Origin of the sequence: Chitinophaga costaii (assembly GCF_900094705.1) — a bacterium.
Classification (GTDB): Bacteria; Bacteroidota; Bacteroidia; order Chitinophagales; family Chitinophagaceae; genus Chitinophaga; species Chitinophaga costaii.
Genome location: NZ_FMAR01000005.1, coordinates 249,053 through 272,266, shown reverse-complemented (window position 1 = coordinate 272,266; position 23,214 = coordinate 249,053). Strand labels below are relative to the sequence as shown.

Here is a 23,214-nt window from a genome sequence, read left to right as displayed (position 1 = left end):
ACCCTTTATACGCAGCATCATACGCCGCCGGATGCTAAAATGTAGCAGCCCGCGGTAGGGGATTTAAAAACTAAAGGGCCAGCTAAAAAGCCGGCCCTTGTTCCATGTGTGTTTCTATTTACTAACAAAAATTAAAATCGGTGTTGATGATGATCTTGCCGCCTGCACATGACCGCCAAAGCGGGATGTAAAGGGAAAAGCCAGTGGGAAGGTGGTGATTGGATCGTTCCTGTGGCGGTGGGCCACTGGAAACATAAGTTCAGCATAACGTTGAAATTTATCCAAATATTGCCGGCCCGGCTTGTTGGCAGATCGCTTGCTTCCTTGTTCCAACCACCGGCAAAGTGCTGAGTGTAACCTTTACTTCCGTCTGGTTGGAGAATCGGCGCCCCAAATTTACCATTCTGAACGTTAATTACGAAATAATATGCAATACCCCGGTGGCTAAGGCCTTTCCGCGGGATGAGCGGGCGCAGGGGGCTGTTGACGGGGTGTATAGGGCTGTCAGGCGGGGCATAAAAGGCCTATTGTGTCCAAGCGACGTAAAGGGCTGGATCATTCCTGCCTTTCGTCGTTACATTTTTACCTATCCTCTATTTCCCATGGGGTTTACAAAAATGGCGTACTAACTTTGGCGCTGTAAGTAAAAGACCTATATGAAAAGATTGTCGTTGCTGCTTGGCATGCTCTTGATCTGTTACGCTGCGTTCGCGCAATTTGGCGCCTTGCCCGGCGGGGGCAAAGGGGCGCAGGCGCCGCCCAAGATAGGCCATGTATTTGGCCGCGTGGTAGACCAGGACGGCAAACCCGTTCCTGAAGTGGCCGTCATCCTCCTGCAAAACCGCTACGATTCCATCACCAAAAAGAGAAAAGATTTCCTGTTTAAAGGCGTTAATACCACCGGCAAAGGCGAGTTTTCCTTTGAAGAGCTGCCCATCATGGGGCCGCCCATGAAACTGAAGATCTCCCTCATCGGTTACAAAACCATAGAACTGCCGGTGGCCTTCCAGTTAAAAATGCCCGCCGGCGGGATGAAGGCCCCCCAGGACCCTGCCAAGGCCATGGCCGCCGCCAGCGATGCACTCAGCCAGTTTGAAAAAGACCTGGGCGTCATCAAAATGGAAACCGACAGCCATACCCTGGAGGGCGTTACTGTAACCGGCAGTAAGCCACTCATGCAAATGGACATCGACAAAAAGGTGTTCAACGTAGAAAAAAACATCGTGAGCGTAGGCGGTACCGCGGTAGACGTGATGCGCAATGTGCCTTCCGTGCAGGTGGATATTGATGGCAATGTGAAACTGCGCAACGCCGTTCCCCAGATCTACGTAGAAGGTCGTCCCACCACCCTTTCCCTGGACCAGATCCCGGCAGACGCCATCGAAAGCGTGGAGGTGATCACCAACCCTTCCGCCAAGTACGACGCTTCTGGCGGTAATGCGGGCATCCTCAACATCATCCTTAAAAAGAACCGCAAGACCGGCTATAACGGCAACGTCATGGCCGGGGCAGATATCCGCGGCGGCTACAACGGAGGCGGTAGTTTTAACGTGCGCCAGGGTAAATTTAACGTCACCGCCACGGCCATGGTCAATGCCATGCGCAACAAAACTACCGGCACCACCGACCGGACCAACTTTGGCGATACTGCTGTACACATAGACCAGGAAAATAACAACAAGACCAACGGCCAGTTTGTTTTCGGTAACCTGGGCCTGGATTATTTTGCCACCAACCATACCTCCTTTTCCATCGCCGGCATTAAAGTGCATGGCAAGTTTAAACCAGGAGAGGTGATCGACATCAACACCGACAGCCTGCTGCCCAGCGGTACGGTGAACAACTTCAGCCAGCGCCTCACCCACAGCGCCCGCGAGTTCAATGCCAACGGCCTGCAAGCAGGCTTCAAACATTCTTTCGCCAAAGAAGGAGAGGAGTGGACGGCAGACCTTAACTATTTTTCCGGCCGCAGCAAGTTCAACGCAGATTATAATACCAATTACTACGATGCTTCCCACACCCTCGACGGCACCCAGTTGCAGCAGCAAATAGGCACCGGCAAAAATAAGTTCCTCACCATACAGACGGACTACGTAAAGCCATTTACCGCCAAAACCAAGCTGGAAGCAGGTTTGCGCGCACAGATACGCAACACCGAAAACTATAACGATACCTACGTGCAATACAACGGCATGGGCACCCCCGTACTCCTGGCCGGCGCCACCAGCGATTATAAGAACCACGACAACGTGTACGCCGCCTATGCATCCGTAACCAGTGGATTCGGGAACTTCGGCTACCAACTGGGCCTGCGGGGAGAAAGTTCTAACTACGATGGTAAGCTCACTAACACCGGTCAAAAATTCAGTAACCGCTATCCCATTAGCCTGTTTCCCTCCGTGTTCCTGAGCCAGAAACTGAAACACGACCAGGAGTTGCAACTGAGTTACACCCGCCGCGTGAACCGGCCCAATTTCTTCCAGTTGATCCCGTACACCGATTTCACCGACAGCCTCAATATCACCCGTGGTAATCCCGACCTGGTGCCGGAATTTACCAACAGCGTGGAAGGCTCTTACAGCAAGACGTTCAAGGGAAACCACAACATCCTTTTTTCCTTGTATTACAAACATACCAACGACCTGATCACCCGCTACCTGCAAGCTGGCATCAACCCCGGCACTGGCAAAAGTGATATCATCAATACCTACATCAACGCCAGTTCCAGCTACACCACCGGTGCAGAATTTACCTCCACAAACCCCGTGACCAAGTGGCTGGACATCACCACCAATGTGAACGTGTACAACGGCAAGATCAACGCCCCCGACAGCCTGGCCTCTGTAGAACAGGATGCGATGTGGAGCTGGTTTGGTAAATTCAACAGCAATGTGAAATTGCCGAAGAACTTTTCCGTACAAATATCGGCCGACTACCAGTCCAAGACTAACCTGCCTATCAACAACAACCAGCAGCAGTTTGGCCCGCCCAGCTCCGCGCAAAGTGCTTCCCAGGGTTACATCCGTTCCTTCTGGGGCATGGACGCCGCCGTGAAGAAAACCTTCCTGAAAAACAATGCCGCAGCGGTAACGCTTAGTATCAGTGACATCTTCCGCACCCGTTTAAACAGCCAATTTTCCCAAAGCGAGTACTTCGTTCAGAACTACGCCCGCCTGGCCAACCCCCAGCTCGTGAAGCTGAACTTCACCTACCGCTTTGGTAAAATCGACACCGCCGTATTTAAGCGCAAGAACATGAAGATGCAAGGAGAGGGCATGCAGGGGGCTTCTATGGGGCAGTAAGGGGGAGGCTGTAGCGGAGCCTAATTGCTATGGCTTCGGCTTGCGCCGGGAGTTACATTCCGCTGCCGCGGGGGCCTTCTTTTTTGCTGGTGCAAAAGCAGTAACCTGGAGTTACATAAAATGTTTTTCATTATCCTCCGCTAACATCTTTTGTGGTAATCCGGCTTGCGCCGGGAGGGTATTCCGCTGCCGCGGGGGCCTTCTTTTTTGCTGGTGCAAAAAAGAAGCAAATGAGCGTAAGCGAATTCATAAGGCCCCGTAAAAAATAAAAATGACCCGAATAAAAAAGCACCTGCGGCTGCGGAAAATGGCTAAAATTTACTGCGCTTCGCTACGGCAAACGAAGCTTACTATTAAGCGTTGGATTTCTATTGAGCGAATGTGCGCTTGGGCTGCTGTGCTATCTTCTGCCCGTTTGCCGCTTTACGCTCCGCTGCGTAAATTTCTTCACGCCATTTTCCTAAGGCCGCTAAATGCTTTGCATACTAGCGGCTTCCATCTTGCTGCTATCCTGCATCAACATGAATCCTTTGAAATCCGGCATGGTGGCTCCGCTGCATTTGTTCCCTTTTGAAGGGGGTAGGGGGATGACCTTCGCGCCTATCACGCATATATCAGCCGCTACCATCAATAAAGTGCATGCAGTATACACCAGGAGATGTATTCCGAGGCTGCGAAGACTTATCATCTTGCTGGTACATAGCGTAGCAAATAAGCGTAAGAAAATTCATGGGGAGTTGTAAAAAGATAAAATGATCAGCATAAAAATTCTGAGAAAGTGGATAACTTTTTTTTATATATCAACAGGTTGTCTGCTGTATCGAAACGTTAGTATTTAAATAAATAGAAAAGATCAAAGCGGATGATCAGTGCGCGTGATAAGCGCGAAGGTCATCCCCCTACCCCCTTCAAAGGGGAACAAATGCAGCGGAGCCACCATGCCGGATTTCAAAGGATTCATGTTGATGCAGGATAGCAGCAAGATGGAAGCCGCTAGTATGCAAAGCATTTAGCGGCCTTAGGAAAATGGCGTCAAGAAATTTACGCAGTGGAGCGTAAAGCGGCAAACGGGCAGAAGAAAGAACAGCGGCCCAGCCGCACTATCGCAAAATAGAAAACGAAACGCTAAATAGTAAGCTTCGTTTGCCGTAGCGAAGCGCAGTAAATTTTAGCCATTTTCCGCAGCCGCAGGTGCTTTTTTGCTTCTTTTTTGCACCAGCAAAAAAGAAGGCCCCCGCGGCAGCGGAATGTAACTCCCGGCGCAAGCCGGATTACCCACAAAGTATGTGGATAATCTCCCCAAAGAAAAACCCCCACAAGATAATCTCCATAACCCCTCTCTCCCCACAAACAAAATTCCCATCACCACTCATCCCAAAACCCCTCCTATTTCTAACACAAAACAATAGATTTACGACTTACCCAATACAGTCAACTAAAATCTTGCTCAAAACCGCTCATGAAAAAAGTAATATTGCTACTGGCCGGATGGGCCATAGCCACGGGTGCCTATGCCCAGGATAACGCGCTGTGGCTGCGCCACCCCGCCATTTCCCCCGATGGTCAAACCATTGCCGTAGGCTTCAAAGGAGACATCTATTTGGTGCCGGTAGCTGGTGGCACCGCTGTACCTCTTACCGTACATCCCGCCATGGACATGACACCCGTGTGGAGCCACGATGGTAAAAGCATCGCCTTTGCCAGCGATCGTTTTGGCAACTTCGATGTATTTGTCATCCCGGTAACCGGCGGTACGCCCAAGCGGCTCACCTACAACAGTATGCCGGATTACCCCTACGACTTTACCCCGGATAATAAAGCCGTGTTATTTGGCAGTCCGCGTACCACTACGGCGGCCAGCATCCGTTTCAACAACCGTATCTTCAACAACCTGTACACCGTGCCGGTAACGGGGGGCAGTCCGCAGTTGCTCAGCGCTGCCGGTGCGGAACTGGCGCATTACAATGCCAGCGGCACCCAGGTGATTTTCCAAGACCGCAAGGGCTATGAAGATGCCTACCGCAAACATCACCTTTCCGCCGTAACCCGTGATATCTGGGTGTACGACCTGAATAAAAAATCCTACACGCAGATATCTTCTTATGCGGGGGAAGACCGGGAGCCGGTATTTTCCGGCAAGGAAAGCGCGTATTACCTGAGCGAACGCAATGGCATTTCCCAAAACATCTATAAAGTATCCCTCGCCGATACCAGCAAAATAACACAGCTCACCCACTTCGATAAACATCCTGTGCGTGACTTGTCGGTATCCGCCAACAACACAATATGTTTCACCTATAACGGGGAAGTATACACGCTTCAACCCGGTGCCCAGCCACAGAAGCTATCCATCCGGGTGCAGAACGATGGCGGTGATATGGTAGAGAAAAACATTCCCGTGACCGGCAACCTTACCGAATTTGCGTTGAGTCCTAATGGCAAAGAGATCGCCTTCGTATCGCGGGGAGAAGTGTATGTGACCAACGTAGAAGGTTCGCTCACCAAAAGGATTACCAACACGCCGCAACAGGAGCGCATGGTGGCCTGGAGCCCTGATGGGAAGTCGTTGGTCTATGCGGCAGAGCGCCGGCACAACTGGGATATCTATCGTGCTACCCTGGCCCGCGCCGATGAGCCTTATTTTTATGCCTCCACGGTGATCCACGAAGAACCGCTTATTGCCACCAAAGCGGAAGAATTTCAACCTTCGTTTTCGCCGGATGGCAAGGAACTGGCCTATGTGGAAGACCGCAACGTACTGCGCGTGTACAACCTGGCCAGCAAACAAACCCGCACTGTATTGCCCAAAGGACATAATCACTCTTACTCCGATGGCGATTGGGATTTCAGTTGGAGTCCCGATGGTAAGTGGCTGCTGGCCGATGACCAGCAGGATCGCTTTGGCAACAGCAATGCCGCCCTCATTCCCGCAGACGGCAAAGGCAGCATCAATTACCCAGTAAACAGTGGCTTTGGAGAAGGCAATGCCAAGTGGAGTGCCGATGGTAAAGTACTAACCTGGGAAAGCGCCCGCGAAGGCCGTAAATCCCTGGCCATCCAGGGCAGCCGCGAAGTAGATATTTACGCCGCATTTTTTGATAAAGAGGCCTACGACCGGTTCAATTTATCCAAAGATGAATTTAACCTGCTGTTGGAAAAAGAAGAGCAGGCCAAAAAATCCGGCAACGCCGATTCCCTCCGTAAAGTGAAAACGGATACCACCGCTAAAAAGAGTACACCGCTGGATCTGGAACACCTGGACGACCGCCAATTGCGTTTCACCATCAACAGCGCCAGCATCAGCGATTATGTGCTGAATAAAGATGCCAGTAAAGTTTTTTACCTGGCCGCTTTTGAGAAAGGCTTCGACCTATGGGTCACCGAGCCGCGTACGCATGAAACAAAAATCCTCGCCAAATTGGGTGGCACCGGCACCAGCCTTGCACTGAGCAAAGACGGCAAAACCCTCTACGCCAGCAACCACGGTTCGTTGGTAAAAGTAGATGTAGAATCGGGCAAGATAACCCCCATTGCTACCAATGCGGAAATGGTGTTGAATGCTGCCGAAGAACGCGCCTATATATTTGAACACGCCTGGCGCCAGGTGAAGGAGAAATTCTACGATCCCAACATTCATGGCATCGATTGGGAAATGTACCGCGATAATTACGCGCGTTTCCTGCCCTACATCAATAACAACTACGACTTCCAGGAACTACTGAGCGAACTACTCGGAGAGCTGAACGGATCGCATACGGGTGGCCGTTATTCACCGGTACGGCCCGATGGCGATGCCACCGCCAGCCTGGGACTTTTCTACGACGAAAACGGTGCCAGCAAAGGCCTCCTGATTACGGATGTGATGGAAGGTGGACCTTTCGATAAGGCCAGCAGTAAAGTGAAAAAGGGCGACATCATAGAGCAGATCGATGGACAGCCAATAGCCGATGCCCCCGACTGGGCCCAGCTACTGAACCGCAAGGCTGGCAAAAACACGCTGGTAGCCCTGTACAATCCTGCTACCGGCACCCGCTGGTTTGAAACCGTAAAACCGGTCACGGTAGGCGAAGAGAGCGAGTTGCTTTACAAACGTTGGGTAAACCGGCAGCGGGCCATCGTAGAAAAACTCAGTGGCGGCAAAGTAGGTTATATCCATGTACGCGCCATGAACGACGCCAGTTTCCGCGCCGTGTTCGACGAAGCCATGGGGCGCAACCGCAACAAGCAAGCCCTCATCATCGACACCCGCTTTAACGGGGGCGGATGGCTGCATGATGACCTGAACACCTTCCTGAGCGGCAAAAAATACCTGTCCTTCGCCCCGCAGGGCGACCTGCTAAAAGGCGGAGAACCTATGAACCGCTGGCAGCAGCCAAGTTGCGTGTTGATCAGCCAGGGTAACTACAGCGATGCCTTCATATTCCCTTATGTGTACAAACAGAATGGGGTAGGTAAGCTTATTGGTATGCCCGTAGCTGGCACTGGCACAGCCGTATGGTGGGAAACCCAGATAGATCCAACCATCGTATTTGGTATCCCCATGGTAGCCACCATCGGCAAAGAAGGCCGCCCCACGGAGAACCTGCAAGTAGAACCCGACATCCGCGTACCCCTGCCTTACAACGACTTCCTGGAAGGGAAAGATCCCCAACTGGAAGCAGCCGTAAAAGAGATGTTGCAGGAAATAAAATAGGAGTTGTTTTTAGATTAAATAGAAGGGGCGCCACTGCAAAGTGGTGCCTTTTTGTTTTTTGGAGCAATTCATAATTTGGATATAAGTCCTGCTTCAAAATCAGTGAATAGGGTTAAATAATTTTTTATTACGGCCATTAACCATTTGAAGGATTTACTTCCTTTAACATACCAGATGCTTCGCGTAGATCTCCGCTGCGCTTGAAGGGGGATTTGAGAAGATGACAGCTGTTTTCCGGCATGCGCCGGGAGGGGTGCCGCTGCCGCGGGGGCCTACTTTTTGCTGGTGCAAAAAGTAGCAAAAAGCACCTGGCGGCTGCGGAAAATGGCTGAAATTTACTCCATTACGCTACGGCAAACGAGCTAACTATTAAGCGGCGGGATTTCTATTTTGCGATGGTGCGCTTGGGCTTCTGTACTACCCTCGGCCCGTTTGCCGCTTTACGCTCCATTGCGTAAATTCCTGAACGCCATTTTCCTAAGGCCGCAAGTCTTCACATACCATTCCCTTCAATCTTCATCACTGCAAAGTCTTCGCATACCATTCCCTTCAATCTTCATCACTGCAAAGTCTTCGCATACCATTCCCTTTAATAAATTCGATATTATAAAGCCACCATGGCGGATTTGAGTAGAATAATTATTAAAAAAAATGTAAGCAAGATGGAAGTAGATAGTATGCAAAGATTTAGCGGCCTTAGGAAAATGGCGTAAAGAAATTTACGGTGTGGAGCGTAAAGCGGCAAACGGGTAGAGGGTAGTACAAAAGCCCAAGCGCACCTTCGCAAAATAGAAATCCCTCCGCTTAATAGTAAGCTTCGTTTGCCGTAGCGGAGCGCCGTAAATTTCAGCCATTTTCCGCAGCCGCCAGGTGCTTTTTTATTCGGGTCATTTTTATTTTTTACGGGGCCTTATGAATTCGCTTACGCTCATTTGCTTCTTTTTTGCACCAGCAAAAAAGAAGGCCCCCGCGGCAGCGGAATGCCCCTCCCGGCGCACGCCGGGAAACAACACCGGAAAACAACACCAGAAAACAACACCGGAAAACATGCGCTGATAAAACCACCACAAAAACAAACAAAGCTTGCTACAACACAATCTCCTCCCCATCATCCGGCACCAGCACCTGCTCCACCAGATCCTGCTCCAGCAAATACTCCCGTAAAATCTCCCGGGTCAAAAAACAATGATTCACCGTATCCATGTGCACGGCAATGACGTGGGCTTGTGGTGCGGCTTGCGTTACAGCAAGAATATCTTCCGCCGTCATGGTAATAGGGCCGCCTTCCAGGAATTGTGCAGCGCCTGCATTCACAATAATATAATCGGGTTGGTACAACGTAATGGCGGCAGCCACTTCGGGACACCAAATGGTATCGCCGGCCAAATACACCGTCATTTCCGGTGTTTTAAAAATTACGCCCGATACGGCACCCATGCGCTGACCTACGGCGCCGGTTCCATGCTGGCCGCTGGTGCGGAACAACTGTACTGCGCCCAGCTTTGTGCCCTGTACATCTTGTACGTTGGTATATCCCTGTGCTTGCAGCAAAGCAATACTCTCCGGCTGCGTGAGCAACAATTTATCTTTCGAAATGAGTGCCTTCGCGGCATCGTCCCAATGATCGCGGTGCAGGTGCGTAACGATCACCGCGTCGGCAGCAATGAGGAGGGATTGTATTTGTGCGGGGGGCAGTGGCAGGTCCAGCATGGGAATGGGGATATCATTGCCGGCCTGCGGTATGGGTGGATAGGCGTTTCGGTCGCCCAGAAAAGGATCTATCAAAAAACGTTGTCCATGAAGTTGCAGCAATAAGGTGGCGTGCCGTATTAATTGTAGCATGTAGATATAGTGACTTTTGAATGGTGATACGCATTTAAAGATATCAAAATAAGGAAATAGCTGTATGCATTAATAAATAAACAAAAAGGCCTTCTCAAAAAATGAGAAGGCCCTTACTGCTTTTGTCAACTGCACGGATGTCTTAATTGTTAGCAGATTGCTTGCCTACAACTTGATATTCTACCCCGTTGCCCTGGTTAATCTGCTGGTAGTACATCCCATCAGGTGCCAGGAAAAGCGTTTGCCCGTTGATGGTTACTTCCCGGCAACCTTCCGGCAGTTCCGGTATAGTAGGAGTGGTATTATTGTCATATTGACCCTGGGCGGCTTGTTCCTGTTGTTGCACATTATCGCCCGGATCTAGGTGGCCATTTTTACCGGCAATCACGTAACCCTGGTTGCCATTGGCATCGGTGCTGGGATAATAGAACGTGCCGTTAAAGAAATAGTACACGGTGCCGTTTACATCCACTTGCTCTGCGCGGCTGGGCAGGGTGGGTACAAAGGAACCTACCGGTGCATCTACTATTTCGTAGATGTTATTATAATTGCGGTAGTAAATACCATCGTAATAATAATACGGACCATATCCCGTAGAGATAGTGAAAAAGCCCAAGGGTAAAATGCTTAAGTGAAATCCGATAGAAGGACCCCACCAGCGGAACGGGTGGTAATATGGGTGGTAAATGTAAGGACGGGGATAAAAATACGGGCGATAGCCGTGATAATAACCAGGTCCGCCATTAAAATGACCACCACCATGATAGTAGCCCCCACCCCCATAAAATCCACGGGGACGATTATTAGCAAAAGAACGGGCAGGAGGCGAATAGCTGCGCACGGAAGACATTCCTCCTGGACGGCCACCGGCAAAATCACGGCCACCGCCGCCACCGCCTACATTACCACGGGAGGGTGCAGAAAAATTACCACCTCCCGGATTGCCCACACGGGAAGGTGATGGTGAAAAACTACGGCCACCGCCACCGCCGCCAAAATTGCCCCCACGGGAAGGAGCGGGTGAAAAACTACGGCCTCCACCGCCGCCGCCAGCATTGCCGCCACGGGAAGGGGCCGGAGAAAAACTACGGCCACCACCGCCGCCCATACTACGGCCACCGCCACCACCGCCGCCGCGATTGCCGCCGCCGCCCCCGCCACGGTTTCCACCGTCACGCTGGGCATCTACATTGGTAAAGGAAAGAGAGAGCACTAATATACTGCTGAGGATAATATTTAACTTTTTCATTAGACAGAAATTTAAACGGTACACTTTGTAGTGGTAGTAATCCGGTGATGCTATGCGGATCACTACTTATTAAGACCTGCTACAGGAAGGGAAGTTACATGCTTAAACGTATTTTAATCTTTCTTTAGCATTTAAGCAGGCGTTTTTAAGTGCTTTTTAAGTTATGGCGGATGCATAGTATAATTTTAATAGCAAGTGATAATATGCAAAATCATTGCCGGATTTGCCCATTTTTTCCACCATGGGCTTGCACGCTTGCAAATGCTTTGTAATCAAGCACTACAGAGATTGTTATTTACTGTTAATGCCGTTGATCAGCGCTGGTAAAAAAAAATGCGATCGCTGCGATCGCATTTTCAGGTGTATAAAATCGTTTTAAGCCCACTTTAATTTCTTACTTGTCCATTGCCATACACAAACCATTTTTCCGTGACCAGTTTTTCCAATGCAAAAGGACCACGGGCGTGCAGTTTTTGGGTAGAAATACCAATCTCCGCGCCCAGTCCAAATACGCCTCCATCAGTAAATCGCGTGGAAGCGTTCACGTAAACGGCAGCGGCGTCCAGCTCATGCAGGAAACGTTCGGTGGCGGCAGCATCTTTTGAGAGAATGGCTTCCGAATGTTTGGAAGAATGCTGGCGGATATGTGCTAACGCTGCTTCCAGGCCACTTGTCACTTTTATAGAACACTTGAAGTCCAGGAATTCCCTGCCAAAGTCTCCGGGTGCGGCGGCTTGCAGGAAAGGGTATTGTGCGGTTTGTAAAATGGGTAATGCAATTTCATCGGCAAATATTTCCACCTTGTACGCAGCCAGTTGCGGTGCCAGCAGGGGCAGGAAATCTGCTGCCACCTCGGCATCCACGAGTACCGTATCCAGCGCGTTGCAAGCAGAAGGGCGTGATACTTTGGCGTTGGTTACCACGGCGGCTGCCTGTTCCAGATCGGCGGTTTTCTCCACGTAGGTATGGCATACGCCTGCACCGGTTTCTATGACCGGCACCTTGGCATGATCGCGTACAAACTGTATTAACTGTTGAGAGCCACGTGGGATAATGATATCAATATAACCGTTGGCTTCCAGCATTTCCTTCACCAGTTCCCGGTCGGTAGGCATGAGTTGCACGGCGGCTGGATGTATGCCCTGCTTTTGTAGCGCCTCTTGTAAAATAGCTACGAGAATGGTGTTGGTATAAAATGCATCCGATCCGCCGCGCAGCAGGCAGGCATTGCCGGAGCGCAGGCAAAGCCCTGCTACATCAATAGTTACATTGGGTCGCGATTCATAAATTACTCCTACTACGCCCAGGGGTACCGTCTTTTTTTGCACCAGCAGGCCGTTGTCCAGCTTTTTTTCGCTGATCAGTTGGTGGGCCGGGTCGGGTAGCTTGCTGATATCGATCATCGTGTCTGCCAGCGCAGCAATGCGGGCAGCATCCAATAGTAAGCGGTCTTTTTTAGGATCGCTGTCTGGTATGCGATCCAGGTCTTTTTTATTCTCCGCCACAATGGCATCGCTTTGTTGTAATAGCAAGGCAGCTACTTGGCGCAGGAGCTGCTGCTTCTGCGCATCTGCCAGCGTGCGCAGCGCGGTGGCTGCCTGCTGGGCGTTTTCAAGTAAGGGGAGCAGTTGAATACTGGTAGGTTCCATGGTAAAAAATGTAACAGGTAATTTAATCATTACAACAACACGATATCATCGGCATGTGCTACCTCCACCTGTTGCAAATGCCCGAGGTGCAGCGAGGAGGAGGCTACCTTGGCCCTGGCCACGGCAAATACGTTTTTCTCCAGGTCCACAATTTCGAATACTTCACCGCAGTCGAACGGCTCCAATACCGCTTTAATGCCTACGGCCAAGAGGCTATGCCGCTTGTGCAGGGCAGTGGCGGCGCCGCTGTCTACCTGCACCCTGCCGGTTACCAGGCTGCCGCTGGCCAGCCATTTTTTGCGGGCGGGCATGCTACAGGGCTGGGGCAGGCAGCGGGTGCCTGCCTTGCCGGCCATGGCGTTCAGGATGCCGTCGGGGGTATTGATGCCGAAGATCACAACTTCAATACCCATGCGGGTGGCCAGGCGGGCAAAGGTAAGTTTAGACACCATGCCGCCCAGTCCGAGCGACGATTTTTTCGTGTCTGCCAATCCCAGTGCCGCTTCGTCTATCACATCGATCTGGGGTACTATCTGGCCGGAGGCATCCAGCACGCCGGCCACAGAGGTGCTAAACAGCAGCTTCTCCGCCCCAAAACCCACGGCAATGAGGGTGGCCAGTTCATCGTTGTCCGAAAACTTTAACTCCGTATCGCTCACCACATCGTTTTCGTTGGCAATAGGAATGAGTCCATTAGACCATAATTCTTCGTATGTTTTTTTAAGCTGCAGGAATTGCGGTCGGTTAGAAAAGTGGGTACGTTCGCAAAGGCTTTGGGCAATGGCAATGCCATACGGGGCAAAATACGCCGCATATTGCTGGAGCAAAATAGGATTGCCAATAGCGGCAGCCGCTTTGCGCTCGCTGATGGTGCCGCTGTATGATTGGAGGTGCTTCCTGCCCGCCGCTACCGCGCCAGACGATACCAGCACAATGTTGAATTGCGGTTGCAACGCCGCCGACTGGCGGGCAATTTCCGCGATCATCGTGGCATTCAGCTCTCCCTGTGGCCCCGTAATGGAGGCCGTTCCAAATTTTATGACGAGTATAGGCTTATTCATGGGCGTACAAAATATTGAAAAGCAGCCACAAATTCAAAGATCATCCTACATGGCGGTAAGCCCGGCAAGATGGGTTAACAGTAAATAACAGTCTGGTAGCGGCCTGCGGCATGATTTGTGGGTGCTTGGCTGTGGTTCAATTCCTTTTTCACGTACTAATTATGAAGCATATAACCTTCAAATGCATATTTCTTTTTACCATCCTCTGTTGCTGCTACTGTAAGCCGCTACAAGCACAGGATACCGCCAAATGGAGCTTGCAACAGTGCCTGGACTATGCAGCGCGCAATAACATCACCATTAACACCCTTCGTTTGCAGCAACGGTCCGGCGAGCAGGATGTGCTGCTGGCCAAGGCGGCCAAACTGCCCAATCTTACCGGTAGCGGCACCCAAAACCTGCAACATGGCAAAGTATTCAGCGTAGACGGCAGCGCCGAATCGCAATGGACGCTCTCCGGCAGTTATGGCCTAAGTAGTGGCATCACTATTTTTAACGGGCAGTACCTCAACAACGATATCCGGCAAAAACAACTCCTCTTACAACAAGCCGCTTACAATATTGAACAAGGCATGAATGATATTACCATGAATATCACCACTGCCTACCTGAATATATTACTGGCCAAAGAAACCATCCTTTACCAGCAGGATCTGCTCAACACCGCCGTGGCCCAGGTGAAACAAAGCCAGGACCGTTACAATGTAGGCAGCATTGCCCTCCGCGACCTGGCAGAACTACAGGCGCAGCAGGCCAACGACCGCTACCAACTGGTGAACGCCCTGAACCAACACCGCCAGTACCTGCTAAACCTGAAGCAACTGCTGCAACTGCCCTACGACTCTACCTTCGACATTGTGTCGCCCGATACGCTGATGGCCAATGCATTGCCCACCCCCTTGCGCCAAGCGCAGGAAACCGCCCTGGCCCAACGCCCGGAAGTGAAGAGCAGTGAACTGAATGTTCAGGCCGCGCAGTTAGATTTGGCCAAGGCACGATCAGGCTACCTGCCCACCCTGACCGCCGGCGCTAATGTAGCCACCAGCTACGCCCGCGATCCGGATTATACCTACCTCAAACAACTGGACAACAACTTCTACCAGCAAATAGGCCTCACCTTGTCCGTACCCATTTTTACGCGGCGGGTGGTGAAGACCAACGTAGAAAAATCGAAAATAGAAATTGCGCAGGCCCAACTGGATTTACAAAATACCAGGACCACGCTGGCCCAAAACGTAGAGCAGGCCTACATCAACGTGCAGGGGGCGCAAAGCCAGTACGATGCGGCCGTAGAGCAGTTGCGCTACTCCCAGGAAAGCTACCGCATTGCTACCGCTGCCTTGCAGGTAGGGCAATACAACACCGTTGATTACCTGCTGCAAAAAAACCTGTACGTACAAGCTTTGCAGAACTACATACAGGCTAAATACAATGCAGCATTAAGCATCCGCATTTATGACTTTTACCGGGGCATCCCCATCAAATTATAAAAGAAAGGCACTATGAAAAAATACCGGCGTGTCATCATCATTGTAAGTATCATCGTGGCGCTGCTGCTGGTGTGGGTGTTCTTCTTCCGCAAGAAGGCCCAGCCCGTGGTATTGGATACCGAACAGCCCACCACGGGTTACATCGCCACCAGCGTAACCGCCACCGGCACCGTACAGCCCGTGGATACGGTGGCCGTAGGTACCCAGGTATCCGGCACCGCAGCAAAAATTTATGCCGACTTCAACTCCACCGTGAAGCAGGGTCAGATATTGGCAGAACTGGATAAGTCGTTGTTCCAGGCACAGGTAGATCAGTACCGGGCCAACCTGGCCAATGCTCAGAGCAACGTGGTGTACCAGCAAAGTAATTACGCCCGCCAGGAACAGTTGTACAAGCTGGGCGCCATCAGCCGTGCGGATTACGACAACGCTACCTATGCCATCAACGCTGCAAAGGCCAGCGTGGAAAGCGTGCGGGCCCAGTTGCAATCCGCAGTAAAGAACCTATCTTTTGCCACCATTTACTCCCCCATAGATGGCGTGGTACTGTCGCGCAACATCAGCGTGGGACAAACCGTGGCGGCCAGTTTCAATACACCCACTCTCTTCATCATCGCCAAAGACATTTCTAAAATGCAGGTGCAGGCCAATGTAGACGAAGCCGATATTGGCGAGGTACAAAAAGACCAGCGGGTTACCTTTACGGTGGATGCTTACCTGGAGGATGTGTTCACCGGAGGTGTGCAGGAAATCCGGCTGAAACCTACAGTAAGTTCCAACGTGGTAACTTATACCACCATCATCAACGCTACCAACAACGACCAGAAGCTGAAACCCGGTATGACGGCCAATGTGACCATCTATACCAAAGAGGTGGAAAATGCCTTACTCATTTCCGTGAAAGCCCTCAAATTCACACCAGACGAATCGCTCGCAAAAGAATACACCATCTTGCCGGCAGATACCGCCGCCAAGCGTCACCATGGCGATATTGCCCACAAAATGCGCCCGCCCGCCCTCAGCGATACAGCCGGCACCAAACATAAAGACACCACCATCTTGCAGGCCTCCGAAACGGCCTACGTATGGGTATTACACGATAAAACACTCACCGAAAAAAGAATACGCACGGGGCTAAACGACGATACCCGGGTGCAGGTATTAAAGGGCTTATCCACCGGTGATGTAGTCGTAGACGGGATACAGATCCCGCAGGCGAAAGGCGCTGCTGTTCCCGCAGCCAAGAGTCCCTTTATGCCTGCACGCAGAGGCGGGGGAGGCCGGCCACGATGAGCAAAAAGATTTTAGAACTGCATGAACTGAAACGCGAATTTCACATGGGCACCGAAATTGTACGGGCGTTGAAGGGCGTTACCTTCGATGTATTTGCCGGCGAATTCGTGACCATCATGGGCAGCAGCGGCTCTGGCAAAACCACCCTGCTCAACACCCTGGGTTGCCTGGATAAGCCCACCAGTGGCTCCTACCTGCTGGATGGCGTAAACGTGGGTCAACAATCACGCAATGAACTGGCGCTGCTGCGCAACCGTAAAATAGGGTTCGTATTTCAAGCCTATAATTTACTGGCACGTACCACAGCCCTGGAAAATGTAGAACTACCCTTGCTGTATAATCCCGACATCAAACACCACGACCGTCGCGAGAAGGCCATAAAAGCCCTGGAAGCAGTAAAATTGGGCGATCGCCTGGATCACCTGCCCAACCAGCTTTCCGGCGGGCAGCAGCAGCGTGTGGCCATTGCCCGCGCCCTGGTAAACGAGCCGGTAATGATACTGGCCGACGAAGCCACCGGCAACCTGGATACCCGCACCTCTTACGAAATCATGGCGCTCATGCAGGAACTAAACCAAACGCAGGGCAAAACCATCGTATTCGTGACCCATGAGCCAGACATCGCCGCCTTCAGCAGCCGCACGATCATGCTGAAAGATGGGAGAGTGGTGAAAGATGCCAAAAATGAAAACGTGCGCAATGCGAAGGAAGCCCTGGCGGCACTGCCGGTGGCGGAGGATTATTAATCTTTAATTTTTGCCCGCAATGAATGTCTTAAACCTGTTCCGCATAGCCCTTATAGCCCTGCAACGCAACAAGCTGCGGGCCTTCCTTACCATGCTCGGCATCATCATCGGTGTGGCGGCAGTAATAGCCATGGTGGCCATCGGGCAGGGGTCTAAACAGAGCATTCACGACCAGTTGTCTAACATGGGTTCTAACATGATCACCATCCTGCCGGCCAGTAACCTTACCGGTGGGGCGCGTATAGACGCCTCCAGCTTGCAAACCCTGACCATAGACGATATCAATGCCCTGCAAAGAAAGGCCGAATACCTGAGCGCCATTTCACCCGTGTCTAGCACGAAAGGGCAGTCTATTAACGGTGCCCTGAACTGGCCTACCAGCATGCAGGGCGTAGCCCCCGAATATTTCGACATCCGCAAGCTGGTGCTCAAAGACGGCATCCTTTTTTCCGACAACGATGTGAAGGCAGCTGCCAAGGTATGCGTACTGGGGCAAACGGTGGTCAGCAACCTGTTTCCCAACGGCGAAGATCCCATTGGCAAAGTGATCCGCTTTAACCGGATTCCCTTCACCGTTATCGGCGTGCTGGTGGCCAAAGGCGAAAGTGCTTTCGGGCAAGACCAGGACGATATTATCGTGGCACCCTATACCACTGTGCAAAAGCGTATCCTGGCCACCATTTATTTTCAGAACATTGTAGCCTCTTCCACCAGCGAAGAAACTAGCGATGCCGCCACCACCGAGATCAACGACATATTGCGGACTACCCACCGGCTAAAAGCAGCAGATGAAAATGATTTTTCCGTGCGCACCATGGCCGAGTTAATCAGCACCCTCAGTTCCACCAGCCAGTTACTCACCGTACTGCTCACCGCTATTGCCGGCATTTCTTTGGTCATTGGCGGCATTGGCATTATGAATATCATGTACGTGAGTGTTACGGAACGTACCAAAGAAATTGGGCTGCGCATGTCTATCGGGGCCAGGGGCATCGATATTTTACTGCAATTCCTGATAGAAGCCATTGTGATCAGCGTTACCGGTGGATTGATCGGTATTTTGCTGGGCGTAACCGTTTCTGTACTGATCAATGTATTACTGAGCTGGCCTACCCTGATCTCCGAATCATCCATCATTTTATCTTTCCTGGTATGCGCCATTACCGGCGTATTTTTCGGCTATTACCCTGCGCAGAAGGCCTCCCGCCTGGATCCTATAGAGGCATTGCGCTACGAATAAAATTGCACCGGCCTAAGAATCGCTATTTCGCGACAATAGATAAATATGATTTTTTATGTATATTGTGCCTTGAAAGTCCTATTGTCAGGTATTTTAAAGAAGATAACGCCTACGATAATCCTGGAGATCCTAACACATCCAACGATCCTATTGCCCATGAGTAACAATTATGATCCCGTATTAGCGAGCGGTAAAAAAATTCTCTGCATAGAAGATAATCCACTGGAGCAAATGTTGCTGACCCGTGTTCTGAAGATCATCGGTCTCGATGCTTGTATGGCCTCTACCGCATTGGAAGGACTGAATATGGCCGCCGCCATTGATCCCGGCCTGATCCTCCTGGATATGCACCTGCCCGAAATGGATGGCAGCGAAGTGTTGCAACGCCTCCGCAAACAAACCCATCTCAATAAAGTGCCGGTGGTGATGGTCACCGCCAATGTATGGGGCAATGAAAAGCAGGAACTGCTGGACGCTGGTGCCAGTGAGGTTCTCACTAAACCGATTTTGCCCGAAGTATTAAGGCAAACGTTACACCGGTTGATGTAATGCCTTCCCCATTTTTAAAGGCGGACAACTGCTTCCCCGTAACTGCTTTTAATGGTAAGTCACTTATCTTCCTTCTCGCCAAGGCCTTTTGCTAAATCGATTTTACCACTGGCATGTACCCGCAACCACTAATCCCGTTTTTACGCAGATAGTGTAACCCTCCCGTACCTCCATTATCCTTGCGCTATTTTGGTAGTGAAATTTTACCAATCATTTAAAGCAATCCGCCATGAAGAAAATGTTGCTGCTACTGGGTGTGCCGGTGTCGTTACTGGCCCTCCGCGTACAAGCGCAAACCCAGCCAGCCCAGGCATCCACCGGCCATTGGAAAGAACACTGGTTCGAACACAAAGAAGACCTCCAGCTTAAGTTTCAAAACGAAGAAGTAAAGGTGTATTTTGACAGCGGTATGCCCAATGTAACCTGGCCCTTCGATTATATGAGCCAGGTATGGGCCTACACCAAAAAGACTTATGGCAATTTTGGCAAAGATCCGCAGTTATACTGCATCTTTCACGCCACAACCTATAGCGGTGGCCATCCTAGCACCTACTTCGATGCCAGCCATGACTACCACAATACCATCGACGTAGGTTACACCGCGCCCAACGCGTGGACCACCGGCGCTGGCAATGATTTAGACATGTGTACCCATGAAGTAGGGCACATCGTGGAAGGCGCCACCCATGGCATTCATAACTCCCCGGCTTTTCATATTTGGGGCGATAGCAAATGGATGGAGATCTACATCTACGACGTATACAAAGGCCTGGGCCGCACTGCCGACGCCACCCGTTGGTACAACATGATGATGAAGGGTACCGACAACCGCCCCCGTGCCGGCACTCACTGGTTTAAGGATTGGTTTTTCCCGATTTACGACCAGTATGGGGGCACCCAAGTATTGCAACAATACTTCCTGTTGCAAGCCCGCTATTTTCCTAAAAATGGCCAGCAATATAGCCGCGACATGAACATGGGTGAATTTGTTCACTTCTGGAGTGGCGCTGCCGGCCAGGACCTCCAACCCCTGGCTGCCCAAGCCTTCGGTTGGAACGACGACCTGACCCGTGAACTGGCCGCCGCCCGCAAGGACTTTCCGGATTTGCAGTATAAAAAATAATTGCTTTTTACAGCCACTAAAAAAGCCGCCGCATTTTATTGGGGCGGCCTTTTTTGTGGTTACTGGTTTCCGGCTTGCGCCGGGAGGGGCGCCGCTGCCGCGGTGGGCCTTCTTTTTTGACGCCATTTTTCTAAGGCCGCTAAATGCTTTGCATACCATCTACTTCCATCTTGCTTCTATCCCGCATCAACATAAATTCGCTGAAATCCCATGGCGGATTTGATCGCTTCAAATGATGGAAGAGATGGTATGCGAAGACTTTACAATTTTAGAAAATGAAGGCGGATGGACTGCGAAGACTTTCCAGTTAGCAAGATTATAGCAGATAGTATGCAAAGCATTTAGCGGCTTTAGGAAAATGGCGTCAAGAAATTTACGCAGTGGAGCGTAAAGCGGCAAACGGGCCGAGGGTAGTACAAAAGCCCAAGCGCACATTCGCCCAATAGAAATATCGCCGCTAAATAGTAAGCTTCGTTTGCCGTAGCGAAGCGCAGTAAATTTTAGCCATTTTCCGCAGCCGCCAGGTGCTTTTTTGCTTCTTTTTTGCACCAGCAAAAAAGAAGGCCCCCGCGGCATCGGAATGCCCCTCCCGGCGCAAGCCGGATTGCCACAAAAGATGATAGATGATACACGCGAAGCTCATCCCCCAGCCCCCTTCAAATGGGGACCAAATGCAGCGGAGCTACCAGCGCGGGTTTGATGGCCTTGTAGGAATGAAGCGGATGGTATACGAAGACTTTCCAGTTAGCAAGATTATAGCAGATAGTATGCAAAGCATTTAGCGGCTTTAGGAAAATGGCGTCAAGAAATTTACGCAGTGGAGCGTAAAGCGGCAAACGGGGCGAGGGTAGTACAAAAGCCCAAGCGCACCATCGCAAAATAGAAATCCCGCCGCTAAATAGTAAGCTTCGTTTGCCGTAGCGCAACGGAGTAAATTTTAGCCATTTCCCGCAGCCGCCAGGTGCTTTTTTATTCGGGTCATTTTTATTTTTTTACGGGGCCTTATGAATTCGCTTACGCTCATTTGCTTCTTTTTTGCACCAGCAAAAAAGAAGGCCCCCGCGGCAGCGGAATGCGCCTCCCGGCGCACGCCGAAAAACGCAACCAAATTCCCAAAACGCAACAATAAAAAATGCGAAGCCCCAACAAAACAACCAAGCGTAATTACACCAAATAAGTAACCCCTTCCCGCGCAATATCTGTTTGCGGAAACACAGGCCTGCTCTCTGTCAGGAACACCTCTACCTCTGCATATTTCGAAGAAAAATGCCCCAACAATAAACGACCCACCTTTCCGTGCGCCGCGAGGGTAGCGGCCTGGAATGCAGTACTGTGGTATCGTTCCCAGGCCCGGGTTTCCATGTCGTGCAGGTAAGTAGCTTCATGGTAAACAAGGTCGGCACCGCTAATGTGTGGCAGCAGCAGCTCCTCGTTATAGCGGGTATCGGCGCAGAATACATAGCTTTTGCCTTTGGGGGGGGCAGTTGTCACCCAATCATTTTGCACTACCGTGCCATCTTTGCGGGTATAGTCTAGTCCTTCCGAGAGTTTGCTATAATAAGCAGACGGTACTTCGTACAGGCGTGCCTGTTCGGCATTAATTCGGCGTTTGTGTTTTACAAAATCGAAGCGGAAACCATAGCAGGGAATGCGGTGATCGGTAGGAAAATAACTCACCTCTAGATCCTTTTCGCGGAAGAGGATGCCGGCACCTTCCGGGGTGAGAGGGGTAAAATGCAATTCAAAATTGAGCGTAGTGTTTGCCACATCCATTTGTATTTGAAGAATGGCTTGCAATGCTGGTGGACCATATAAAAAAAGGGGTTCGGTGCGGCCCAGCAGGCTGATGGTATTAATAAATCCAATCAGACCAAAATAATGATCGCCGTGGAGATGGCTGATGAAGATACGTTGAATACGGCTACGACGAACTTTGTACCGGGCCATTTGTAATTGGGTACCTTCTCCGCAGTCTACCAGCATCAATTGGTCATTGCAGGTAATCACTTGGGCTGTAGGATGCCTGTCTAAAGTAGGTAGCGCAGAATTATTTCCTAAAATCGTAACAGCGAACATAAGGCAATGTAATAAAAATTGTAGAAGGTGCGATGGAACAGGCAGTTATGCAGGCCAAATTGAGTGATTTCAAAAGAAAATAAAACAAATTATCCACTCATTTTGCACTATTCCGAAAGATAGTAGTAGAGAAAATAAGCACGGTGATGCGAATAATTAATCAGCCTGAAAGGCTGTATGGTGGCCATTTTGATAAAGCAGGCCACAAAATTAATGTGGCGGTAGATTACTTGATACAGTACAGTTCGCAATGTATTTTTTTCCCTAATTCCGTGTTAATAATACAGTTTCACCTGTACGTGTTAATAAAAGTTCAGTAAGGAATCGTAAATTAGTTTAACGCCGCTATGCTATGAAAACCATCCGGGGAAAGACCGGTCTGAAACGCATAACTGCCTGTACATTTTCATTCACCCATTGTAATACTCAAAACAGGCAAACCGAATAGCTTACTTATTCTTTAGATGATGCGTTGTCATCATCTTCCAGGCTTAGTTCCCTTTCCAGCTCTTCCATCATAATGATGTCGACAGCTTCTGAAAGGGTGGGCGTAATATTCAGGAAACCAGGATAGGCAGCTTCCAGTTGGGAGGCAATAGCAGGGGCTACACCAGTCAGGCAGCTAGAATGCCCTTGGTCGTAAGCATGCTGGTAAACTGCTAAAATGGCTTTTACCCCTTCCGGCGTGGCCGATGTTACTGAGGATAAGTCCAGCAGCAGGTTTTGGTCAACATAAATGGGATCGGAAATGGTGATTTCGAGCAGGCAGGCTGCCATATTAGCATCCATTACAGCCATTTCCGGCCTAAAGATCACCAGTTTTTCTTTGGTATCAATTTTGAACTTCATGAATCAATTGGTTGTTTTTTTTAAAGCTTCCCGTCTTAATTTGCCGCAAAAA

Annotated in this window: 14 protein-coding genes; 8 read left to right on the top strand and 6 right to left on the bottom strand. The window is 50.6% G+C overall.

Translation table 11 applies throughout. From position 1 onward, the window contains the following. Window positions 1-656 precede the first annotated feature (656 nt). Entirely contained in the window at window positions 657-3,302 is a 2,646-nt protein-coding gene (locus tag GA0116948_RS09800; protein ID WP_089711563.1) for an outer membrane beta-barrel family protein, read from the top strand. 1,459 nt (window positions 3,303-4,761) lie between these two features. Further along, entirely contained in the window at window positions 4,762-7,995 is a 3,234-nt protein-coding gene (locus tag GA0116948_RS09790) for a S41 family peptidase (protein ID WP_089711558.1), read from the top strand. Between the two features lie 1,086 nt (window positions 7,996-9,081). On the opposite strand, the gene GA0116948_RS09785 is transcribed toward GA0116948_RS09790, so the two are convergent. From GA0116948_RS09785 to proB, 4 genes are all read right to left on the bottom strand, one after another. Next, window positions 9,082-9,837: an MBL fold metallo-hydrolase gene (locus GA0116948_RS09785; protein ID WP_089711556.1), complete on the bottom strand. Its 756-nt coding sequence runs from the start codon at window positions 9,835-9,837 to the stop codon at window positions 9,082-9,084. Between the two features lie 142 nt (window positions 9,838-9,979). Then, a complete protein-coding gene (locus GA0116948_RS09780; protein ID WP_089711554.1) occupies window positions 9,980-11,086 on the bottom strand; it encodes a DUF6515 family protein in 1,107 nt (368 codons plus the stop codon). Window positions 11,087-11,472: 386 nt separating this feature from the next. Next, a complete protein-coding gene (locus GA0116948_RS09775) occupies window positions 11,473-12,735 on the bottom strand; it encodes a glutamate-5-semialdehyde dehydrogenase (RefSeq protein ID WP_089711774.1) in 1,263 nt (420 codons plus the stop codon). 29 nt (window positions 12,736-12,764) lie between these two features. Beyond that, the gene (gene proB, locus GA0116948_RS09770; protein ID WP_089711552.1) at window positions 12,765-13,796 is read right to left on the bottom strand and encodes a glutamate 5-kinase; all 1,032 of its coding nucleotides are present in this window, start codon (window positions 13,794-13,796) and stop codon (window positions 12,765-12,767) included. 161 nt (window positions 13,797-13,957) lie between these two features. Between proB and GA0116948_RS09765 the strand changes: the two genes are divergently transcribed. The 6 genes from GA0116948_RS09765 (at window position 13,958) to GA0116948_RS09740 (ending at window position 20,237) form a co-directional block, all read left to right on the top strand. Further along, the gene (locus tag GA0116948_RS09765; protein ID WP_089711550.1) at window positions 13,958-15,286 is read left to right on the top strand and encodes a TolC family protein; all 1,329 of its coding nucleotides are present in this window, start codon (window positions 13,958-13,960) and stop codon (window positions 15,284-15,286) included. A gap of 12 nt (window positions 15,287-15,298) precedes the next feature. After that, window positions 15,299-16,579, top strand: a complete 1,281-nt coding sequence (locus GA0116948_RS09760) for an efflux RND transporter periplasmic adaptor subunit (RefSeq protein ID WP_089711547.1) — start codon at window positions 15,299-15,301, stop codon at window positions 16,577-16,579. After that, a complete protein-coding gene (locus GA0116948_RS09755; protein WP_089711545.1) occupies window positions 16,576-17,325 on the top strand; it encodes an ABC transporter ATP-binding protein in 750 nt (249 codons plus the stop codon). The genes GA0116948_RS09760 and GA0116948_RS09755 overlap by 4 nt, the downstream gene beginning before the upstream one ends. 19 nt (window positions 17,326-17,344) lie before the next feature. Continuing rightward, on the top strand, window positions 17,345-18,565 hold the full coding sequence (locus tag GA0116948_RS09750) for an ABC transporter permease (protein ID WP_089711543.1): 1,221 nt from the start codon (window positions 17,345-17,347) through the stop codon (window positions 18,563-18,565). A 156-nt stretch (window positions 18,566-18,721) separates the two neighbouring features. Next, a complete protein-coding gene (locus GA0116948_RS09745) occupies window positions 18,722-19,114 on the top strand; it encodes a response regulator (RefSeq protein ID WP_165798423.1) in 393 nt (130 codons plus the stop codon). 229 nt (window positions 19,115-19,343) lie between these two features. Next, complete coding sequence (locus GA0116948_RS09740; protein WP_089711539.1) at window positions 19,344-20,237, top strand: hypothetical protein; 894 nt, start codon at window positions 19,344-19,346, stop codon at window positions 20,235-20,237. 1,164 nt (window positions 20,238-21,401) lie between these two features. Here GA0116948_RS09740 and GA0116948_RS09730 read toward each other — a convergent pair. After that, a complete protein-coding gene (locus GA0116948_RS09730; protein WP_089711535.1) occupies window positions 21,402-22,313 on the bottom strand; it encodes a ribonuclease Z in 912 nt (303 codons plus the stop codon). A gap of 453 nt (window positions 22,314-22,766) precedes the next feature. Further along, window positions 22,767-23,162: a hypothetical protein gene (locus GA0116948_RS21445; RefSeq protein WP_089711533.1), complete on the bottom strand. Its 396-nt coding sequence runs from the start codon at window positions 23,160-23,162 to the stop codon at window positions 22,767-22,769. Window positions 23,163-23,214: the final 52 nt, after the last annotated feature.